Origin of the sequence: Actinomadura citrea, assembly GCF_013409045.1 — a bacterium.
Classification (GTDB): domain Bacteria; phylum Actinomycetota; class Actinomycetes; order Streptosporangiales; family Streptosporangiaceae; genus Spirillospora; species Spirillospora citrea.
The window spans coordinates 6,611,216-6,629,447 of the sequence record NZ_JACCBT010000001.1; the positions used below are offsets into that span (position 1 = coordinate 6,611,216).

Consider the following 18,232-nt stretch of genomic DNA (forward strand, 5'->3'; position numbering starts at 1 on the left):
CTCACCGGTCCGTACGCCACCACGAGCCTCCACAAGCGCGGCGAGCACTCGATCTCGGGGCCGCCGATAGTTCGGGACGAAGAGGTGCCGCGTAAGCGCTCAAGTTGGTTGGACGCGCCTGAAGCGGGGGCTTCGCAGCCCCCAGCCCCCCGCGGGCCGGAGCACACGATCGCGCGAGACGGTCTGTCACTGGCGGAGGTTTGCGGGGGATTGCTAACACGGGTGCTAACAGCGGTCCTGGACAAGCCTTGGACACGTGTGGGATCGGAGGACGCGCGGAAGGGCTCCGGAGCAGGTCAGGGGACGGATCTGGACGGGTGTAGATCTTGCTCGTGAGACTCGTAATGAGCCGCTCTGCAATTCCAGCCCCACAATCGCCACAGCGCAGTTGAGGTGCGTTGCGTGGTTGGGGGCGATCGCTGCCGCGCGGCTTCCGGTGCTTGGGCCCGTGGCAGGCCCTGCGCTCCGGGTCCGCTTGCCCTCAGGTGACCGGGGTGCTGTCGCCGGCTGATCGGCCGAGGACGCGCAGCTCAGTGGCTACGGAGGCGCGCAATTAGCGTGCCACCAAGCCACGGGCACGAGCTTGCCAGCCGCTCCGTCCTCGTCCTCCCCGGGGCTGGTGGGCCTGAACGAGGGCGTCAAGGCTATCGGCGATGGCGCGGTCAGCGTTTGTGGGCTGGTGCTGGTAGGGCAGTACGGCCCGTTCGTTGTAGTGGCCGTCCACGCCATGAGGTTGGCCAGCGAGGCGCCCGTGCAGGCGGCCAAGGTGTTGCCGGTGTGGAGAGGTCGTGAAGGTGGCGGCCTGGGGCACCCGTGGCGTTGACGACGTGCATCTTTCGGGGTGAGTTCCCCTCGTGAACACCAGGGTGTCGGAGCCCTTGCCGGTGTGCTTCTCCAGGTGTGCGGCCAGGTCAGCGCAATCAGGGCGGGGATGGAGACGGTACGCGGGCTCGCGAACGCGGCCACAGGACGGACGCTGAACCGGTGGCTTTCGCTCGTGTCCGCGAGCCCGCCCTCAACTGCCTCCACCGAGCCCGCTCGGCCTCAGACCTGGTTGCGAACGTCTGCGGCCACATGACACACGGGCTACTTCGTGGCTGCCAATATCCCGCTACCAGCCATGCATGAGCGCCTTAGGGCACCTTGTGCATCTGGTCGCCGCAAGTGCCGATGTTGCCAGTGGGTCCGACATTGCAGACATAGAAGTGGAGATTGCGCACGGGGTACCCCAGCACCGGGTCATTGTCATGACCGAACGTGAAACGGCTGTATGAAAGATGGTTATATCCTGCTTCGTATACGACCAGACCCCACTGCTGCCTCGTCCTCCATGTTCCGGAGTTGTCGCAGTACTCCCACCTTGCGACGACGGCCCCTCCGTAGCTGTCATTGCGCAGGTTGTCCGTAATGGTTCCAGGTCCGAAAGTCGCCTCGTAGGCGGTTCCGCTGCACGAAGATCGGATTGGTGAATAGGAGTAGTCTGCGCCGGCTGAGGTGGCAACGTTGTCGCTTTCGCCAGAAATGAAGTATGAAACCTCGGCGCTGGCTGGAGACTGAAGGAGGCCCAGCATTGCTGAGGTCGTCAGGGCCGGGATCGTGATGAACTTTTGTGCACGCCGCATACCTGATCTCTTTCTTGTTTTCCCTCTATTGTGGGACGTCCATGTCGGCTCGGTGTAGTGCTGGATGGATTCTGCTTGGACGATCGCATGTGGAAGTCCGCCTTGTCAAGCAATGGCCCGGTTCGGCCATGTTCGGAACATTACTGAACAGGCGCTCCCGTTCACTGGCAGGCCAGGTGGATATTCGCCAGCCCAACAGGCCGCCTTACGCCGGGCGAAAAGTGGTGCTCACGATCGCTCCTGGGAGGAGGGCTGACCTCCGCAACACGGAGTTCGCCCAGGCCATTGCCCGCCAGTTCGCCCTACACGAAGCACTCGGCCACGGCCTGCAGAGCGCCAGCCTTGGAGTCGAGGGCAAGCCGGGATGTTCCCTGGGTCCGTCTTCTGTCCGTCCACGCCCCGCACCAAGTGATGCTTGAAGGACTGGCTGAGGCTCCCCAAAGTCCCTATGGTGCGGCGCATTGCCTTACAGAGACGGCGGCGGACGGGCAATTAGAGCGCAATTAGTCAGGGTGGACAGCGGTCAATCACGGTAACTCGTGGAGTGGCATCCGGCCAGGTCGACATGCGTGATGGGATGGATCGGTCTGATTCCCAAGCTGAAGGTACGGATTCCAGCCGGAGCAATGCTCATGACCTGTGGATCGGCCTCGGGTTGGACGCGAAGGGCGTACCTTCCCGAGTGATCGACTTCTGGTCATCGAGTAGGCCGACCTTGCACCGTCGGTTGGGAAGGCACGCCCGTGCTGAGCGTAGTGAATGCCGATGGAACGACCGAGACCGGCTCTCTGATCGACGACATCGTCCGCGAGGGCGCGAGGCGGATGCTGGCCGCTGCTCTGGAGGCTGAAGTCAACTCCTACATCGCCGAGTTGGCCGACCAGCGAGACGAGAGTGGGCGCCGCCTGGTGGTCCGCAACGGCTATCACCAGACCAGGAAGGTCGCGACCGCGGCCGGGGTGATCGAGGTGAAGGCCCCACGCATCAACGACAAGCGCATCAACGAGGCAACCGGCGAGCGCAAGCGGTTCTCCTCGGTGATCCTGCCGCCGTGGTGCCGCAAGTCCCCGAAGATCAGCGAGGTGCTGCCGCTCCTCTACCTCCACGGCCTGTCCAGCGGGGACTTCGTGCCCGCGCTCGAGCAGTTCCTCGGCTCCTCGGCCGGCCTGTCGCCGGCCACGGTCATCCGGCTGACCGCCCAGTGGCAGGCCGACCACAAGGCGTTCAGCGAGCGCGACCTGTCCACCACGGACTACGTCTACGTCTGGGCCGACGGTATCCACCTGCGCATACGGCTGGAGGAGGCGAAGGCCGCGGTCCTGGTCGTCATGGGCGTCCGCGCTGACGGAACCAAGGAGCTGATCGCGATGGCCGACGGCTACCGCGAGTCCTCGGAGTCCTGGGCGAGCCTGCTGCGGGACTGCCAGCGGCGCGGCATGCGCGCTCCCGTCCTCGCCGTCGGCGACGGAGCCCTGGGCTTCTGGAACGCGTTGAACGAGGTCTTCCCCGAAACCCGCCACCAAAGGTGCTGGGTTCACAAGACGGCCAACTGCCTCGACAGCCTCCCGAAGTCAGCTCAGCCCGCGGCAAAGAAGGCCATCCAGGACATCTACAACGCCGAGGACAAGGAGCACGCGGCCGCCGCGGTCAAGGCGTTCGCCAAGCAGTACAGCGCGAAGTTCCCCAAGGCCGTCAAGAAGATCGTCGATGACGAGGATGAGCTGCTGGCGTTCTACGACTTCCCCGCCGAGCACTGGATCCACCTGCGGACAACCAACCCCATCGAGTCGACCTTCGCGACCGTCCGTCTGCGGACCAAGGTCACCAAGGGCGCCGGATCCCGGGCCGCCGCCCTGGCGATGGTCTTCAAGCTCGTCGAGTCCGCCCAGGCCCGCTGGCGAGCCGTGAATGCACCCCACCTCGTTGCCCTCGTCCGCGCTGGGGCCCGCTTTGAACGCGGCCAGCTCCTTGAACGGTCGCAGACGACCGCGGCGTGAATAGGGTGGCGGACCTGCCTCGAAGTTCGAGAACATCCGGTCATGTTGGATGGCACGGCAGGACAGGACCTTCCGGTCGGCCTCGGGTTCCGGCCATATCGCGGCGACGAAGACCACGGCGCCATGGCCGCGGTGCGGCTGGGGTGTGTTGAACGGGACCGGGTCGATGTCCATTCGGTAGTGGAAGGGCTCCCGACAGCGGCCGAGATCGCCGAAGCTTCTGCCAAGTTGGAGGAGCCGTCCAAGAACCAGATCCTGGTGGTGCTCGACGAGAGCGTCGTCGGCTACGCGACGATCCGGTGGTGGCAAGAGCGGGACGATACGTGGCTGTACCTGCACCGCGGCTACCTCTTGCCCGAGCATCGCGGCCAGGGCATCGGCTCAGCCATGCTGAGCTGGGCCGAAGAGCGGATCCGCCAGCTCGTCAAACAGCATGGAACGGCGCGGACGGCAGTGATCGGCGCGAACGCCATGGCCTCCGAGCAGGACGCCACGACACTTCTGCGCGCAGCCGGCTACCGACATGTCTTCAGCCTGGTCGAGCTGGAGCTGGGCGATCTGCAGCAGGTGCCCGAGCCGGGCAGCGAGCTGCCGGCCGGGATACGGACAGGGCCGATCGGGACAAGCCACTACCGTGCGGCCTGGAGGACGGTCGTCGATTCGTACGCGGACCGCGGTTTCACTCAGAGATGGCCTTTCCAGGACTTCGTCGACACCGCCGACCCGGCATGCTGGAGGGCTGCCTGGAACGGGCAGGACATGGTCGGCGTCGCCCTGTGCTCCATCCGCCGTCACGACCACACCGCGGGCGAGGTGGAAGAGCTGAGTGTCCGGACGGACCAGCGACGCCTCGGAATCGGCCGGGTCCTGCTGCTGGACGGGCTGCGGAGCCTTCGCGAGCAGGGTGCAACGACCGCTCGGCTGTTCACGGGCACGGCAAATCCACACCGGTCCTACGACCTTTACGAGAGTGTGGGGTTCCGGCGGCGGAACGAGTACGCCCGTTACCGCAAGCCGCTTGCTCGATCGACCGGCCATTGGGCTGTCGGGTCAGTCCACAGGATTTGACAATACCTCTTCCAGCCGTCGTCCTTGATTCTCCTACGCACGTACGTGATGAGGTGATCTGGACAGGTGGCGATCGACTCACCGTTTGGCTAGACGATCGTGAACTCCGCATCATGCCGGCAGACCTCAGAACCTCCCTGGGCACACTTGCGCGCCCGGCTCTTCTCTGCCCTCGGTGTGTAGTGGTCGGCGCTTCACCCCTTGACTTCGATCTGTGCCATGGTGCGTCCCTCAGCAGGTTGGCCGCTTCGAGGCTCACGCTAGACCGCGTCGGCTGTAGAACGTAGAGCTTAGGGAAGGTCGCCATGCCGAATGCCAGCCGAAGTTCGTCTGGTGGGTGGCGTAGGCGCAGGTCGGGAGAGTTGGGCGGTGGGACTGTAGATCCGTCTGCCAGACGCACGACCGTTCGGCGCCGTAAGGCGTCAAGGACTCCCAAGCCGGCGAAGGCCGTGAAGCGACGGGTCGCAGTACAGCACGGAAGTACCGGGAACAGGGGCTTATGACTGATGGCGTCGGCGACCGAGCACACGCGGGCCTGCCTGCGGTGATGGCTGTTTCGCGGTTTCTTTCGAACAGTTGCTGCGACCGGGGGTTATCGACCAAGCACTCGAACGCCGTCGTGTTGGCGGATGGGGACGATTGAGGGGGTGGTGACCCAGCGGAAGGCGGAGGTTTCGTCGGACTCTCGTAGAGAGCCGGCGTCGGCCTTGCAGCGGAAGACCAAAGCCACGATGCCGCGGGGCATGTTCTTGTAGACGCCGGTCAGGGCGATCGGCGATACATCTAGTCCGGTCTCCTCTTCGACCTCGCGGCGGAGGCCGGTGAAGTCCTCGTCTTGCTCCAGGATGCCGCCGGGTGCTTCCCAGTGGCCGTTGTCTCGGCGCTGGATCAGGAGGGCGCGGCCCTGGTCGTCGACGACGACGTCCGCCACGCTGACGGAGTGGCGACTGTCGGACATCACGCAAGCTCCTTTGAGGAGGTCCGGCAAGCCAAGGCAGTGCTCGACGTGGCCCGGAAAGCCGAACCGCGAATCGCCGCCTACATAGCCCTTTCCCTGACCACCGGAGCCCGCACGGAGGAAATGCGCGCGCTCACATGGGACCACGTCGTCGCCTACGTGGAGAGCGCCTCACGATGGGTCCCCGTCCGGGAGGCGGGATGGGAGCACGACGCCTACGCGATGTACGTCTGGCGGTCTGTCCGCAAGAAGGGCGACACCAAGACCAGGAGATCCCGCCGCACCCTCAAGCTCCCCCAGATCTGCGTCGACGCGCTCAAGCGGCTCCAGGAGCACCAGGGCGACAACGCCGGCGACGCACCAGCCGAACACGAGCTGGTCTTCTGCACCCAGAGCGGCCGCCCGCTGTCGGCCGGCAACGTGCGGCGCGACTTCCGCAAGGTGCTCGACAAGGCCGGCCTCGTCGGGGCCGAGTGGGCTCCGCGGGAGATGCGGCACAGCTTCGTGTCGGTGCTGTCTGATCACGGCATCCCCATCGAGGACATCTCGCGGCTGGTCGGCCATCGGAGCACGACGGTCACCGAGACCGTCTACCGGCTCCAGATCCGGCCGGTGATGGAGCATGGCGCCACCGCCATGGACGGCATCTTCAGCGACGCCGGTGGCGCAACAGCTCAAGAGCCGTAGTCACTCAATCAGTCACTCAGAGCACCGAAGGCCATGATCCGCGGGAGCGGATCATGGCCTTGACGTGGGTGGGCGCGGCAGGTTTCGAACCTGCGGCCACTCGCTTGTAAGGCGAGTGCTCTACCCCTGAGCTACGCGCCCGCGTTGCCGGGAAAGCGTACCTGGTTCGTGGGGGCGATCGCGAAGCGGCGGGATCAGGGGATCCGGCCGTCTGTGTGGGCGGTGGGCAGGTCACGGGTCCGGAGGGGGCCTCTGTGGCGGGTCGGCGGTGCTCGAACCGGTCGGGGACGGTTGCTCCCCGGGTCGGGCTTCTGCGGTCCAGGGTGCCCCCGGCCGAGCCGTGCCGGGCCCGGACGGGGGGGCGCTCACGCCATGGCCTCGCGGAGGAGGTGGGTGTCGGTGAACTGCTCGAAGCCGGTGATCAGCCCGTCCTGCACCCGCCACACGTGGACGAAGCGGACGCGCATCCCCTTGCCGGTCGCGCGGTAGGTGCCCTCGTAGTGGCCGAGCGCCACGACGGTCCCGTCGCCGCCGTCGATCAACTCGTCGGGGGCGGCGCGGAAGCCCTTCCAGTCCGCGACCAGCCGGCCGAACACTCCGGCCTTGATGGCGTCCGTCCCGACGTAGGTGCCCGCGTAGGGGAACCCGGCCATCTCGGTCCACGCCACGGTGTCGGCGAACTTCTCGACCATGCCGTCCAGGTCGCCGCGTTCCGCGGCCGCGTAGTGGGCCTTGACGATGTCGTGCGCCTCGCTCAAGGTGCTGCCCTCCGGGTGTCTAGGAGCAAGTCCAGCGTCTCAGATTTGCTCGAACCTGTGCGGCACGGTCAGGACGCCGGGGTGAGACGGGTCAGCGCGGCGGCGAGCCGGTCGGCGGCGGTGGGCGAGGCCGGCGCGGGCAGGCCGTCGAGGAGGCGGAGCGCGAAGCGCATCAGGGCCGGGTGGGCGAGGCCGTGGCGGGTCGCGAGGCGCATGACGCGCGGGTCGTCGAGGGCGCGGGTGAAGGCGCGGCCGAGGGTGAAGGGGCCGCCGTTGGCGCGCCTGACCGCGTCCGGGTACGTCCGCAGAACGCGTTCGGGGAACGGGGAGCGGGAGGCCAGCGTGATCACTTCGGCGGCGAGGCGGCCCGCTTCCAGCGCGTAGCCGATCCCCTCGCCAGTGGACGGGTTGACCATGCCGCCGGAGTCCCCGGCCAGGAGGACGCCCGGCAGGTAGTGGGGCCGGCGGCCGAACCCCATCGGCAGGGCCGCGCCGCGCAGCGGGCCGACGGCGTTGCCCTCCGTGAAGCCCCAGGACGCCGGCAGCGAGGCGAGCCAGCGGGAGCACAGCCGGTGGTAGTCGGGATGCCCGGTGCGCAGCAGCGCGACGCCGACGTTGCAGGTGCCGTCGCCCATGCCGAAGACCCAGCCGTACGCGGCGGGTGCGAGGTCGAGCCAGATCTCGAGGTACTCGTCGTCGTGGCGGGGGCTGCGGAAGTAGCGGCGGCCGGCGATGCCGAGGGGCCGGTCGCGTGCCGGACGCAGGCCGAGCGCGACCGACAGGCGGGACGAGGCCCCGTCCGCCGCGATGACCAGGCGAGCCTCGTGGGTCCCGCCGGACGTCCGGACGCCCCTGACCCGCCCGTTCGCCGTCAGCGGCGCGGTGCACCTGGTGTTCTCCCGCAGGGCCGCGCCGGCGCGGACGGCCTGGCGGGCGAGGAGCTCGTCGAGGCCGGCCCGTGTACGGGTGAGGCCCGGGCCGTCCGGCCAGGGGAGCTCCACGCGGCGGTCGGCGCCGATGAGGCGGACGCCCTTGTTCGGGAACCAGCCCGGTCCGGCGGTGTCGACGCCGAGGGCCTTCAGCTCCCGGACGGCCCGCGGCGTCAGGCCGTCCCCGCAGACCTTCTCGCGCGGGAACGAGTTCTTCTCCAGCACCAGGACGTCCAGGCCGGAGCGGGCGAGGTGGTTCGCGGCCGCCGAGCCGGCGGGGCCCGCTCCCACCACGATGACGTCGTGCATCACAGGTACCGGTTGAACCAGTCGGCGGCCTGCGCGGTGACCTCTTCCAGCGCCCCGGGCTCCTCGAACAGGTGGCCCGCGCCGGAGATCACATGCACCTCGGACGTGGCGAGGCTCCGGTGCGCCCGCTCGTTCAGCTCCAGCACCTCCGTGTCGCGCCCGCCGACGATCAGCAGGACGGGGGCCCCGACCCGCGCGAGGGACGGGCCCGCCAGGTCGGGACGCCCGCCGCGCGAGACGACCGCGGCGATCGGGGGACGGGCCGCGGCGGCGCCGAGCGCGGCGGCCGCGCCGGTGCTCGCCCCGAACAGGCCGATGGGGAGGCCCGCCGTGTGGGGGGCGGATTCGAGCCCTTCGGCGAGGCCGTCGACCGCGCCGACGAGCCGGCGGGTGAGCAGGTCGATGTCGAAGCGGAGGGCCGCGGTGACCCGGTCGGCCTCCTCCTCGGGGCCGGTGAGCAGGTCGATGAGGAGCGTCCCGATCCCGGCGGCGTTCAGGCCGCCCGCGACCGCGCGGTTGCGGGGGCTGTGCCGCGAGCTGCCGCTGCCGTGCGCGAAAAGGACGACGCCCCGCGCGCCGTCCGGTATGTCCAGGTCGCCCGCCAGCTCGGCGTCCGGCAGCCTCAGCGTGATCATGTGTTGGGCGGCTCCGCGCTGATGTCGGCGAGGGCCGAGCGCTCGTCGCGCTGGACGGCGAGGTCGCCGATGGACACCATGCCGATCGGGCGGTCGCCGTCCACGACCGGGAGCCGGCGGACGGTGTGCGCCCGCATCAGCCGCACCGCCTCTTCGGCGTCCGCCCCGGGCCCGATCGTGATCATGTTGGTGCTGCAGATGTCGGCGACGGTCGTGCGGGACATGTCCCGGTGTTCGGCCACGGCGCGGACGACGATGTCGCGGTCGGTGACCAGGCCGCGCAGCCGCCCCTCGTGGACCACCAGGACGTCGCCGATGCCGTGCCGGCGCATGAGGTCCCCGACCTCGACCAGGTTCGTGTCCGGGGACACCGCCACGGGCGCGGGCGTCATCACTTCGTTCACCTTCTGGCCCATGCGAGACCTCCCTCAGGCCTCGCGTACCCAGCGGCGGACGGGATATGTCTACCCGGGCGAGTCGGGGCCCTCCTGCTCGGCGAGGAACCGCTCGAACTGCGCGCCGAGCTCGTCGGCGGTCGGCATGTCCTGCGACTCGGCGAGGAGGTTGTCGCGCTCGGCGGCGCCCGCGAACGCGTCGTACTGCTGCTCCAGGGCCCGCACGACCTTCTCGACCTCGTCGTTGCCTTCCACCTGCTCGGCGATGTCGGCGTCGGTGGCGGCGGCCGCCTCCCGCAGCCGGTCGACCGGCAGCACCAGCCCCGTCGCGGAGATGACGGCCTCCATCGCGGCGACCGCCGCGGCCGGATAGGCCGACTGCGCCAGATAGTGCGGGACGTGCACGGCGAACCCGACGGCGTCGTGGCCCGCCTCGCCGAGCCGCAGCTCCAGCAGTCCCGCGGCGCTGCCCGGCACCTGCACCTTGTCGAACCAGGAGTTGCGGGTGATCAGCTCGGGCCGGGTCGCGTGCGAGGTGGTACCGACCGGGCGGGTGTGCGGGACGCCCATCGGGATGCCGTGGAAACCGACGACCAGCCCGACGCCGAGCCGCTCCACCAGATGCAGGACGGACGTGGTGAAGCCCTCCCACAGCCGGTCGGGCTCCGGGCCGGACAGCATCAGGAACGGGCTGCCGGCCTCGTCGTGCAGCAGTCGGACGACCAGCTCGGGCGCCTCGTAGGTGGCCCAGTGGTCGCGGTCGAAGGTCATCGGCGGGCGGCGAGCCCGGTAGTCGATCAGGGAGTCGACGTCGAACCGGGCGATGACCCGGTGATCCAGTGCCTCCAGGAGGTGCTCCCGCACGAGCTGCCCGGTGGTCCCCGCGTCCACGAAGCCGTCCAGGCTGTGCAGCAGCACCGGACCCGTCATCTCCGGCAGGTCGGAGTCGAGCTCGTACAGATCCTCTGGGTTAAGCAACTTCTCCCCCACCTCTACTGTCCTCAGCCCAAGAGTATCCATTGGGGTGAGGCGGGTGCCGATGCCTCGGGGCCTCGGCACCCGCCGCACCCCGGGCCGCAGGTGGGGGCCGCCGTCAGCTCGGACGGGCCTCCCTGAAGACTCGGCTGGTCAGGAAGTCTTCGGGGTGGAGGGTGGTGAGGGCCTCGCGGTCCACCTCGCCCGGGTGGGCCAGGAGGCGGTTGGCGTGGCGCAATCGGGCGCGTTCTATGGCGTTGCGGACGGAGCGGGCGTTGGCGAAGCGGGGCTGTGCGCGGCGGCGGGCCAGGTAGTCGCGGAAGACCGGCTCGGTCTCGGGGGCGAGGGTGTAGCCCTCGCGGTCCATCATCAGACGGCCGATGGACTCCAGCTCGCCGGGCTCGTAGTCGGGGAAGTCGATGTGGTGGGCGATGCGGGAGCTCATGCCGGGGTTGGACGTGAAGAAGGAGTCCATGCGGTCCTTGTAGCCGGCGAGGACGACCACCAGGTCGTCGCGCTGGTTCTCCATGACCTGGAGGAGGATCTCGATGGCCTCCTGCCCGTAGTCGCGCTCGTTCTCGGCCCGGTACAGGTAGTACGCCTCGTCGATGAACAGGACGCCGCCCATGGCGCGCTTCAGGACCTCCTTGGTCTTGGGCGCGGTGTGGCCGACGTACTGGCCGACGAGGTCGTCGCGGGTGACGGAGACCAGGTGGCCCCGGCGGACGTAGCCGAGGCGGTGCAGGAGCTCGGCGAGCCGGACGGCCACGGACGTCTTGCCGGTCCCGGGGCTGCCGGTGAAGCACATGTGCAGGTTGGGACGTCCCGACTCGATGCCGAACCGGGCCCGTACGCGGTCGACGAGCAGCAGCGCGGCGATCTCCTGGATGCGGGTCTTCACCGGGGCGAGGCCGACGAGTTCGGCGTCCAGGGCGGAGAGGACGGTGTCGACCTGGGAGTCTGCGCGCTCCTTGGCGAGGTCGACGCGGGCGTCGGCGGGGAGCGGCTCCCCGGTCGCGGGTTCTGGAGCGTCCACCACCGGGGAGCCGTTCTGCCGCATCCCGAAGCCGGGGCGTTCGCTCAACGTCCCGCCCCGTAACGGTCCCCCTCGGGACGGTCGAGGGCGTAGGGGTGCATCGCGTAGCGGACGCGCCGGTCGGCGGTCTCCGTGCGGTCGAGCCGGAATCCGGGCTCCTCGGCCGGGCGCTGGACGATGAACGACAGCGCCGTCGTCTGCCGCCCGTAGCGGGCGTCGTAGGCGTTCAGCCGGACGTAGTGGTCCGGATAGGCCTTGCGGCACTCGTTGACCTCGTACAGGACGCCGGCCGGGTCGGTGAGGTCGAACATCGGCAGGCCCCACATCTCCCAGTAGGAGTTGCGCGGGTGGGGGTCGTCGGTGAACTCGACCGAGCAGGGCCAGCCCTGGTCCAGGGCGTAGGCGATCTGCTTGGCGATCTCCTCGTCGGTGAGGTCGGGCAGGGAGGAGAAGGTGCCCTGGGTGATCCGCATGTCACACGCTCACGGGGGTCGGGGCGGCGTCGGGGGTGTCGGTGGAGTCGTAGGTGAAGGTGATGTCGCCCCAGGTGGACAGGGCGACGTCCAGCTCGCGGCTGTGCTTGGCGGCGGCGCGCAGGATGCCCGGGCCCTCGGCGAGGTAGTCGCGGCCCTCGTTGCGCGCCTTGATCATCGCCTCCAGCGCGACGCGGTTGGCGGCGGCGCCGGCGGCGATTCCCATCGGGTGGCCGATGGTCCCGCCGCCGAACTGCAGGATCGAGTCCTCGCCGAGGTAGTGCAGGAGCTGGTGCATCTGCCCGGCGTGGATGCCGCCGGACGCGACGGGCATCGTGCCCGGCATCGACGCCCACTCCTGGTCGAAGTACAGGCCCTTCACCGGGTCGGCCTCCACGCGGTCGAGGCGGAGGGTGTCATAGTAGCCGCGGACGCTGTTCGGGTCGCCTTCGAGCTTGCCGACGACCGTCCCGGCGTGGATGTGGTCGACGCCGGCGAGGCGCATCCACTTGGCGATGACGCGGAAGTTCACGCCGTGGGTCTTCTGCCGCGTGTACGTGGAGTGGCCCGCGCGGTGCAGGTGCAGGATGACGCCGTTCCTGCGCGCCCAGTTGGCCATCGACTGGATCGCCGTGTAGCCGATGGTGAGGTCGATCATCACGATGACGCTGCCGAGCTCCTTGGCGAACTCGGCGCGCTCGTACATGTCCTCCATCGTCGCGGCGGTGACGTTGAGGTAGTGGCCCTTGACCTCGCCCGTCGCGGCCTGCGCCCGGTTCACGCCCTCCATGCAGTACAGGAAGCGGTCGCGCCAGCGCATGAACGGCTGGGAGTTGATGTTCTCGTCGTCCTTGGTGAAGTCCAGGCCGCCGCGGAGGGCCTCGTAGACGACGCGCCCGTAGTTGCGGGCCGACAGGCCGAGCTTCGGCTTGACGGTCGCGCCCAGCAGGGGGCGGCCGAACTTGCCGAGGTACTCGCGTTCCATGACGATGCCGTGCGCCGGGCCCTGGAACGTCTTCACGTAGTGGGTCGGGATCCGCATGTCCTCCAGGCGCAGGGCCTTCAGCGCCTTGAACCCGAAGACGTTCCCGATGATGGACGACGTCAGGTTGGCGATCGAGCCCTCCTCGAACAGGTCGAGGTCGTAGGCGATGTAGGCGATGAACTGGTCGCCCTGCCCGGGGACGGGCTCCACCTTGTAGCACTTGCCCTGGTAGTTCTCGTAGGAGGTGAGCCGGTCGGTCCACACGACCGTCCAGGTGGCGGTGGACGACTCGCCCGCGACGGCCGCGCCCGCCTCCTCCGGCGGCACGCCCTGCTGGGGCGTGATGCGGAAGGCGGCGAGGATGTCGCTGTCCTTCGGCTCGTAGTCCGGACGCCAGTAGCCCATCTCCGCGTAGGGGATCACGCCCGCCGACCATCTGCCCGCGCTCATCGCCGCTCTCCTTCAGCCGAAGCCTGGATGTGGCGGGCCGCGGCGCGCCGCCCCGGTGGAGGACGGCATGTCCCAGGGGATCGGGGTGGAGCGCCGCGTCCCGCCACGTGGAACCGTGACGCGTCCGAGAATCGCCTCCCGACACTTGCAATGTCCATCAAGTGTTCTACGGTGACCGTCAAGCATTCGCTTGAACGAGGAGGCGGGGCGTGACGGAGGCGCGGCTCCGGGCGCTCGTCGCGCTCGCCGACACCGGGTCGGTGCGGTCGGCGGCGCGGCGGCTGTACGTGACCGAGTCGGCGGTGTCGGCGGCGGTCGCGGCGCTGACCCGGGAGCTCGGCGTCCCGCTCGTCCGGCGGGAGGGGCGCGGCGTCCGGCTGACCGGCGCGGGGGCGGTCTACGCCGGGTACGCGCGGCAGGTGCTCGGGCTGCTGGAGGAGGGGCGGGCGGCGGCGCGCGGCGCGGCCGATCCGGGGCGGGGGCCGTTGCGGCTGGCGGCGGTGACGACGGCCGCCGACCAGATCCTTCCCGAGCTGCTGGCCTCGTTCCGGGCGCGCTGGCCGGAAGTCGAGCTGGCACTGGAGGTGGGTCCGCGCCGCCAGGTGTGGAGCAGCCTCGCCGCGCACGAGGCCGACCTCGTGCTGGCGGGCCGCCCGCCCGCCGACGTCGCGGCGACCGTGCTGGCCAGGCGGCCGAACGAGCTGGTCGTCGTGGGGGCGCCGGATCTCGCGGCCGGGTTCGCCCTGGCCCGCACGCCGTGGGTGATGCGCGAGCCCGGGTCGGGGACGCGGGCGAGCGCGGACGCCTACCTCGTCGAGCGGGAGGCGGCGCCGCCGCGGCTCGTGCTCGGCTCCAACGGCGCGGTGATCGCGGGCGCGGCGGCGGGGCTCGGCGTCGCGCTGGTCTCGCGGGACGCCGTCGGCGCGGAGCTGGACACCGGGCGGCTCGTGGTGGTCGACGCGCCGGGGATGCCCCTGGACCGGCCGTGGCACGCGGTCGGGGGCGCGGCGCCGACCGCGACGACGCTGCTGTTCGTCCGGCACCTGCTGGAGGCGCCCGGCTGGCGGCCCGCCACGGCGGGTCCCGCGGCGGCTAGGGCAGGCTCCACAGCGACACCGACAGCAGGCCCAGGCTGACGGCGATCAGGATCATCGCGACCGACCGCCCGCCCTCGCCGGACGGGGCGGCGCCCCGGCGCGTCAGCAGGACCACGAAGCTCACGAGGAAGCCGGCGGCGACGACGTCCATCGCCACGGCGAGCCCCGTCACACCCTCACCATCCGCATCATCGGAGCAACCCTAGAGGAGTGCGGTCCCTCACATCGGCGGGCCGGCGCGCATGAACGGCACCGAAAGCGACAGAATCGTGTTCGGAACCGTGAAAGGGGCCCTCCATGACCGCCGACCGCCCGTACGACGTCGTCCTGTTCGGCGCCACCGGCTTCACCGGCGCGCTCACCGCCGAGTACCTCGCCCGGCACGCCGGTCCCGGCACGCGCTGGGCGCTGGCGGGGCGCAACCAGGCGAAGCTGGCGGCCGTGCGCGACCGGCTGGTGGAGCTGGACCCTGCGTGCGCCGGGCTGCCGCTGCTGCACGCCGACACCACCGACGCGGCGTCGATCCAGGAGATCGCGGAGTCGGCGCGGGTCGTCATCACGACGGTCGGCCCCTACGTCAGGTACGGCGAGCCCCTGGTGGCGGCGTGTGCGCGCGCGGGCACGGACTACGTCGACCTCACCGGCGAGCCCACGTTCGTGGACCGGATGTACGTGAAGCACCACGACACCGCGGTGCGCAGCGGGGCCCGGATCGTGCACGCCTGCGGATTCGACTCGATCCCGCACGACCTCGGCGCCTACTTCACCGTCAAGCAGCTCCCGGAGGGCGTCCCCCTGCACGTCGAGGGATTCCTGCGGGTGCGCGGGGACGCCTCCGGCGGCACCCTGCACTCGGCCGTCGGGATCTTCGGCGACGCCGCCGGGATGGTGCGCGCCGAGCGCGAGCGCCGCAAGGTGGAGGCCCCTCCGGCCGGGCGCACCGTGCGGATCTCGCGGCGCCCGGCGCCGAAGGCCCGCATCGGGGGAGGCTGGACGCTCCCGCTGCCCACCATCGACCCGCGGATCGTGGTCCGGTCGGCCGCGGCCCTGGACCGGTACGGGCCCGACTTCTCCTACGGCCACTACGTGGCGGTCAAGCGGCTCGCCACCGCGGCGGGGATGGCGGCGGGCTCCGGCGCCCTGCTGGCCCTCGCCACGCTCCCCCCGACCCGCAGCCTCCTGCTGCGGCTCCGGACGCCCGGCGACGGGCCGTCCGAGGAGCGGCGCGCCCGCAACTGGTTCAGCGTGAAGTTCGTCGGGGAGGGCGGCGGCAGGCGCGTCGTGACCGAGGTCGCGGGCGGCGACCCCGGGTACACCGAGACGGCGAAGATGCTCGCCGAGTCGGCGCTGTGCCTGGCCCACGACGATCTGCCAGCGACGTCCGGGCAGGTCACGACGGCCGCCGCGATGGGCGACGCGCTCATCGAGCGGCTCGTCAAGGCCGGGATCTCCTTCCGGGTCCTCGACGCGGGCTGAGCGCCGGTCAGATCGCCTTCCCGGGGTTCAGCACGCCGTCCGGGTCCAGGGCCCGCTTGATCCGCCGGTGGACGTCGCGGACGTCGGGTCCCATCTCCGCGTCCAGCCAGGGCCTCTTCAGGACGCCGACGCCGTGCTCACCGGTGAGGGTGCCGCCGAGGTCGATCGCGGCGGAGAACACCTCGTCGGCCGCCGCCAGGACGGGCGGCGGGGGGCCGGGGAGGCCGCGGTCGAAGACGAACAGCGGGTGCAGGTTGCCGTCCCCGGCGTGCGCGACGGTGAGGATCCGGACGCCGTGCCGCTCCGACGCCCGCTCGATGCGCTCCACCATCTCCGGGAGCCGCGAGCGCGGGACGCACACGTCCTCGACGAGGCACTTGCCGAGCCTCTCGGCGGCGGGGTAGGCCAGCCTCCGCACCTCCAGCAGCGCGTCGGCCTCCGCCTCGTCGCAGGACGCGGCGGCGAACGCGGCGCCGGCCCCCTCGCACTCGCGGACCAGCGCGTCCGCCGGGCACTCCGGCCCGTCGGTCTGCGCGATGACCACGGCGGCGGCGCCGGGGTCGAGGTCGATCCGGCGCCACTCGTCGATCGCGCGGAGCGTGGCCCGGTCGACCAGCTCCAGCAGGCTCGGCCGCAGCCCGGCGCCCATGATCGCGGCCGCCGCCGCGCCGGCCGCCGTCAGGGACGGGAACGTCGCGAGCACGGTGGCGGGCGGCCGCGCGGGCGCCGGGAACAGCCGGACGGTCGCCGCGGTGATCACCCCGAGGGTGCCCTCGGACCCGACGAACAGCCCGGTGAGGTCGTAGCCGGTGACGCCCTTGACCGTCCGCCCGCCGGTCCGGATCACCGTCCCGCCCGCGAGGACGACCTCCAGTCCGAGCGTGGAGTGGCGGGTCACGCCGTACTTCACGCAGCGCAGCCCGCCCGCGTTGGTGGCGAGGTTCCCGCCGATCGTGGAGATCTCGTGGCTGGAGGGGTCCGGCGCGTACATCAGGCCGTGGGCGCGGGCCGCGCGGTCGAGGTCCGCGGTGATCACACCGGGTTCGACGACGGCGACGTGGTCCCGCGGGGAGATCTCCCGGATCGCGGTCATCGCGGCCAGCGACAGCACGACGCAGCCGTCCACGGCGGTGGCCCCTCCGGCCAGCCCGGTGCCCGCGCCGCGCGGGACGACCGGGACCCGTTCCTCCTGCGCCCACGCCATGGTCGCGGCCACGTCGGAGGTGTCGCGGGCGCGGACGACCGCGAGGGGCGCGCCGGGGACCGCGTAGGTCTGGTCCCGCGTGTAGGCGTCCATCGCGTCCGGGTCGGTGAGGACGCGCCCCGCGGGGAGCAGGGCGCGCAACGCCTCGGCGGGCTCCCGTCCGGCGGTCACTTCGAGCACCGGTTGCGCAGGACGCCGAGCCCCTCGATCTCGGTCGTCACGACGTGCCCGGGACGCAGCCGCACCGGCGGGACCCGGCTGTCGCCGATCCCGGCCGGCGTTCCGGTGAGCAGCACGTCGCCGGGGTCGAGCGTCACGATGCCGCTGACGTAGGAGACGATCTCCTCCGGCGGGAACAGCATGGTGGACGTCCGGCCGCGCTGCATGACCTCGCCGTCCACGGAGCAGGTGACCTCCAGGTCGGCGGCGTCGCCCACCTCGTCGCCGGTGACCAGGGCGGGCCCGAGCGGGGTCGTGGAGTCGAACGTCTTGCCCTGCAGCCACTGCGTGGTGCGGCGCTGGAAGTCGCGGGCGCTGACGTCGTTGGCCACGGTGTAGCCGGCGATCGCCGCGCGGGCCCCGGCGCGGTCCGCGCCGCGGACCGTCCGGCCGACGACGACGGCCAGTTCCGCCTCCCAGTCCATCGCCGTGGAGGCGGCGGGCAGCACGATCGGGTCGGCCGGGCCGACGAGCGAGCGCGCGAACTTGGCGAACAGCGTCGGGTACTCGGGAGTGTCGAGCCCGGTCTCGGCGATGTGCGGCGTGTAGTTCAGTCCCACGCAGATGATCTTGCTGGGGCGCGGAACCACCGGGGCGAGGTCCAGGTCCGCGAGCGGGACGGGACGTCCGGCGGCGGACGCGGCCCGGTCCCGCCAGTCGGGCCCGGCCCCGAGCAACGCCCCCACGTCCGGCGCGTCGAGCGGAGTGACGGCATCCCCGTCCAGCCGCCCCGCCCGGGTACCGCCCTCACCTCGAAAGGTCAGAAGTCGCACGCCACTCTCCATTTCCATAATACGGAACGACATTCCGCAATACAGACAAGCAAGACAGCGCCATCGCTGTCAACCAGCAACCCACCGGGGTCACCACACCTACCGACCGCTGTACACCCCACGGGGCTGCCACGCCCCACGAGCCGCCACCACCGGCCGGCCGCCACCCGGCACGGGCCGCGGCTC

The 18,232-nt window shown here is 70.7% G+C and carries 17 protein-coding genes and 1 tRNA gene; 5 read left to right on the plus strand and 13 right to left on the minus strand.

What is annotated here, in order from left to right:
* Window positions 1-2,365 precede the first annotated feature (2,365 nt).
* Window positions 2,366-3,619, plus strand: a complete 1,254-nt coding sequence (locus tag BJ999_RS30360) for an IS256 family transposase (RefSeq protein ID WP_179836431.1) — start codon at window positions 2,366-2,368, stop codon at window positions 3,617-3,619.
* A 42-nt stretch (window positions 3,620-3,661) separates the two neighbouring features.
* A complete protein-coding gene (locus BJ999_RS30365; RefSeq protein WP_179836432.1) occupies window positions 3,662-4,687 on the plus strand; it encodes a GNAT family N-acetyltransferase in 1,026 nt (341 codons plus the stop codon).
* 592 nt (window positions 4,688-5,279) lie between these two features.
* Here the strand turns inward: BJ999_RS30365 and BJ999_RS30370 are convergent.
* A complete protein-coding gene (locus tag BJ999_RS30370) occupies window positions 5,280-5,645 on the minus strand; it encodes an NUDIX hydrolase (protein WP_179836433.1) in 366 nt (121 codons plus the stop codon).
* Window positions 5,646-5,684: 39 nt separating this feature from the next.
* Between BJ999_RS30370 and BJ999_RS30375 the strand changes: the two genes are divergently transcribed.
* A complete protein-coding gene (locus BJ999_RS30375; protein WP_268247779.1) occupies window positions 5,685-6,332 on the plus strand; it encodes a site-specific integrase in 648 nt (215 codons plus the stop codon).
* Window positions 6,333-6,401: 69 nt separating this feature from the next.
* On the opposite strand, the gene BJ999_RS30380 is transcribed toward BJ999_RS30375, so the two are convergent.
* From BJ999_RS30380 to BJ999_RS30420, 9 genes are all read right to left on the minus strand, one after another.
* Window positions 6,402-6,473: transfer RNA gene (locus BJ999_RS30380), tRNA-Val, on the minus strand.
* Window positions 6,474-6,697: 224 nt separating this feature from the next.
* Window positions 6,698-7,090, minus strand: a complete 393-nt coding sequence (locus BJ999_RS30385) for a nuclear transport factor 2 family protein (protein ID WP_179836435.1) — start codon at window positions 7,088-7,090, stop codon at window positions 6,698-6,700.
* 68 nt (window positions 7,091-7,158) lie between these two features.
* The gene (locus BJ999_RS30390; RefSeq protein WP_179836436.1) at window positions 7,159-8,328 is read right to left on the minus strand and encodes a geranylgeranyl reductase family protein; all 1,170 of its coding nucleotides are present in this window, start codon (window positions 8,326-8,328) and stop codon (window positions 7,159-7,161) included.
* Window positions 8,328-8,963 (minus strand): dienelactone hydrolase family protein, encoded by a 636-nt coding sequence (locus BJ999_RS30395; protein ID WP_179836437.1) that lies wholly within the window; start codon window positions 8,961-8,963, stop codon window positions 8,328-8,330. The genes BJ999_RS30390 and BJ999_RS30395 overlap by 1 nt, the downstream gene beginning before the upstream one ends.
* On the minus strand, window positions 8,960-9,379 hold the full coding sequence (locus BJ999_RS30400) for a CBS domain-containing protein (RefSeq protein ID WP_179836438.1): 420 nt from the start codon (window positions 9,377-9,379) through the stop codon (window positions 8,960-8,962). Before BJ999_RS30400 ends, BJ999_RS30395 begins: the two co-directional genes overlap by 4 nt.
* A gap of 48 nt (window positions 9,380-9,427) precedes the next feature.
* Window positions 9,428-10,336, minus strand: a complete 909-nt coding sequence (locus tag BJ999_RS30405) for a proteasome assembly chaperone family protein (RefSeq protein WP_218935299.1) — start codon at window positions 10,334-10,336, stop codon at window positions 9,428-9,430.
* 115 nt (window positions 10,337-10,451) lie between these two features.
* Window positions 10,452-11,417, minus strand: a complete 966-nt coding sequence (gene cbbX, locus BJ999_RS30410; RefSeq protein ID WP_229810138.1) for a CbbX protein — start codon at window positions 11,415-11,417, stop codon at window positions 10,452-10,454.
* Window positions 11,414-11,842: a ribulose bisphosphate carboxylase small subunit gene (locus BJ999_RS30415; protein ID WP_179836440.1), complete on the minus strand. Its 429-nt coding sequence runs from the start codon at window positions 11,840-11,842 to the stop codon at window positions 11,414-11,416. Before BJ999_RS30415 ends, cbbX begins: the two co-directional genes overlap by 4 nt.
* Before the next feature lies 1 nt (window position 11,843).
* On the minus strand, window positions 11,844-13,277 hold the full coding sequence (locus tag BJ999_RS30420; RefSeq protein WP_179836441.1) for a form I ribulose bisphosphate carboxylase large subunit: 1,434 nt from the start codon (window positions 13,275-13,277) through the stop codon (window positions 11,844-11,846).
* A 209-nt stretch (window positions 13,278-13,486) separates the two neighbouring features.
* Between BJ999_RS30420 and BJ999_RS30425 the strand changes: the two genes are divergently transcribed.
* Window positions 13,487-14,413 (plus strand): LysR substrate-binding domain-containing protein, encoded by a 927-nt coding sequence (locus BJ999_RS30425; RefSeq protein WP_179836442.1) that lies wholly within the window; start codon window positions 13,487-13,489, stop codon window positions 14,411-14,413.
* Here BJ999_RS30425 and BJ999_RS30430 read toward each other — a convergent pair.
* Window positions 14,370-14,546, minus strand: coding sequence for a hypothetical protein (locus tag BJ999_RS30430; RefSeq protein WP_179836443.1), 177 nt, complete (start codon window positions 14,544-14,546; stop codon window positions 14,370-14,372). The genes BJ999_RS30425 and BJ999_RS30430 overlap by 44 nt on opposite strands.
* A gap of 125 nt (window positions 14,547-14,671) precedes the next feature.
* Here BJ999_RS30430 and BJ999_RS30435 point away from each other — a divergent pair, with 125 nt between their 5' ends.
* Window positions 14,672-15,850 (plus strand): saccharopine dehydrogenase family protein, encoded by a 1,179-nt coding sequence (locus BJ999_RS30435; RefSeq protein WP_179836444.1) that lies wholly within the window; start codon window positions 14,672-14,674, stop codon window positions 15,848-15,850.
* Between the two features lie 7 nt (window positions 15,851-15,857).
* On the opposite strand, the gene BJ999_RS30440 is transcribed toward BJ999_RS30435, so the two are convergent.
* Window positions 15,858-17,225 carry an FAD-binding oxidoreductase gene (locus BJ999_RS30440; protein ID WP_268247781.1) on the minus strand — a complete coding sequence of 456 codons (1,368 nt, stop codon included), beginning with the start codon at window positions 17,223-17,225 and terminating at the stop codon, window positions 15,858-15,860.
* Window positions 17,222-18,046 carry a fumarylacetoacetate hydrolase family protein gene (locus BJ999_RS30445; protein ID WP_179836445.1) on the minus strand — a complete coding sequence of 275 codons (825 nt, stop codon included), beginning with the start codon at window positions 18,044-18,046 and terminating at the stop codon, window positions 17,222-17,224. The genes BJ999_RS30440 and BJ999_RS30445 overlap by 4 nt, the downstream gene beginning before the upstream one ends.
* Window positions 18,047-18,232 lie beyond the last annotated feature (186 nt).

What these genes read in the sequence shown, in the direction of transcription:
- BJ999_RS30365 (WP_179836432.1), top strand. Translation starts at nt 3,662, where the DNA reads ATGTTGGATGGCACGGCAGGACAGGACCTTCCGGTCGGCCTCGGGTTC.
- BJ999_RS30370 (WP_179836433.1), bottom strand. Translation starts at nt 5,645, where the DNA reads ATGTCCGACAGTCGCCACTCCGTCAGCGTGGCGGACGTCGTCGTCGAC.
- BJ999_RS30390 (WP_179836436.1), bottom strand. Translation starts at nt 8,328, where the DNA reads ATGCACGACGTCATCGTGGTGGGAGCGGGCCCCGCCGGCTCGGCGGCC.
- BJ999_RS30395 (WP_179836437.1), bottom strand. Translation starts at nt 8,963, where the DNA reads ATGATCACGCTGAGGCTGCCGGACGCCGAGCTGGCGGGCGACCTGGAC.
- BJ999_RS30400 (WP_179836438.1), bottom strand. Translation starts at nt 9,379, where the DNA reads ATGGGCCAGAAGGTGAACGAAGTGATGACGCCCGCGCCCGTGGCGGTG.
- BJ999_RS30415 (WP_179836440.1), bottom strand. Translation starts at nt 11,842, where the DNA reads ATGCGGATCACCCAGGGCACCTTCTCCTCCCTGCCCGACCTCACCGAC.
- BJ999_RS30420 (WP_179836441.1), bottom strand. Translation starts at nt 13,277, where the DNA reads ATGAGCGCGGGCAGATGGTCGGCGGGCGTGATCCCCTACGCGGAGATG.
- BJ999_RS30435 (WP_179836444.1), top strand. Translation starts at nt 14,672, where the DNA reads ATGACCGCCGACCGCCCGTACGACGTCGTCCTGTTCGGCGCCACCGGC.